We start from the raw sequence: 1,196 nt of genomic DNA, 5'->3' as shown, positions 1-1,196 counted from the left end.
GGTGGTGGTCGTCTTGCCGGAGACGTGGCTGATGTCGTCGATGCCGGCGGAGGCCGAGGTCATGACGGCTTCGGTGCGCAGGGGGTTGATCTCGGAGACGGCGCCGACGAGCGTGGTCTTGCCGACACCGAAGCCGCCCGCGATGACGATCTTCGCGGAGGTGGTGGCGCGGGTGGGGGCGGCCGCGTTAGAGCTTGCGAAGTCCACTGAGGACCCTTTCGAGCAGCGTGACGTCGGGCTGGTTTCCGGATTCGCCCCCGGATGCGGGCTGGTGGATGGCGACCAGGCCGGCTTCGGCCAGGTCGGCGACGAGGATGCGGGCCACTCCCAGCGGGAGGGAGAGCAGGGCCGACACCTCCGCGACGGACTTGACCTCCGTGCACAGCGTGCAGATCCGCTGGTGCTCGGGGAGCAGGGTGGCGAGGCGCTGCGGGTCGACGTCGGCGGAGACCAGGGCCTCCAGCGCGAGTTCGTAGCGCGGCCGGGTGCGGCCACCGGTCATCGCGAACGGCCGGATCAGCGGGCCGGCGTCCGGTTCGTCGTCGAACTCCTCGACGTGCCCGGGCTCCTGGGCCGGCCGCCGGTGGCTGGGCGCCCGGCCGGGTGCCTGGCCGGGGACCGAGGCGGGCGCGGGGGCCGGGTAGCCGGGGGCCGCGGCGTCGAAACCGGGCTGCGGCTGGCCGAACTGCTCGTACTGGCCGTACTGCTCGGGCCGGCCGTGCTGGCCGTGCTGGCCGTGCTGGCCGTACTGCTCGGGCCGGCCGTACTGCTGGTGCTGGCCGTACTGCTCCTGCGGCATTCCGTAGGGGGCCTGGGGCTGCCCGTACTGCTGCCGGTCGTATCGCTGACCGTGGCCGGCGCCCGGGTCTCCGAAGGCGTCATGGCCTGTGCCGTACGGAATCCCGTATTGGCCGCTGCGGTCGTCGGGCGGTGTCACGGTTCCTCTCCTCACAGGGTGCGGCGGTGCGGTGCTGGCTCCGGGTGTGGTCCGGAGCCGGTGGTGCGAAGGCCGTACAACGTCCGAACCCGAGCCCGCCGAAGCGGGCCCGGGACGGACGCGGAGGTGCTTCGAATACCTGGACGGTATCCGACGAACCGTCAGTGCAGGAGACTGCCCTGGAGTTCCGCGCGGAGTGCGGGGGTGAGGACGGCGCCGGCGCGGTCGACGAGCAGGGCCATCTCGTAGCCGACGAGGC

The 1,196-nt window shown here is 72.6% G+C and carries 1 protein-coding gene and 2 pseudogenes; all 3 read right to left on the bottom strand.

Annotated features, from left to right (window positions below):
* A pseudogene (locus VM95_RS37565) lies at positions 1-207 on the bottom strand (ATP/GTP-binding protein); the annotation flags it as partial.
* Complete coding sequence (locus VM95_RS37560; protein WP_045705933.1) at positions 188-937, bottom strand: DUF742 domain-containing protein; 750 nt, start codon at positions 935-937, stop codon at positions 188-190. The pseudogene VM95_RS37565 and the gene VM95_RS37560, both read right to left, overlap by 20 nt.
* A 161-nt stretch (positions 938-1,098) precedes the next feature.
* Positions 1,099-1,196, bottom strand: a pseudogene (locus tag VM95_RS37555) (roadblock/LC7 domain-containing protein); the annotation flags it as partial.

The organism is Streptomyces rubellomurinus (assembly GCF_000961885.1).
In the GTDB taxonomy this organism is placed as follows: Bacteria; Actinomycetota; Actinomycetes; order Streptomycetales; family Streptomycetaceae; genus Kitasatospora; species Kitasatospora rubellomurina.
Note: the sequence above shows the minus strand (reverse complement) of the source record. Positions and strands in the feature narration are given on the sequence as shown.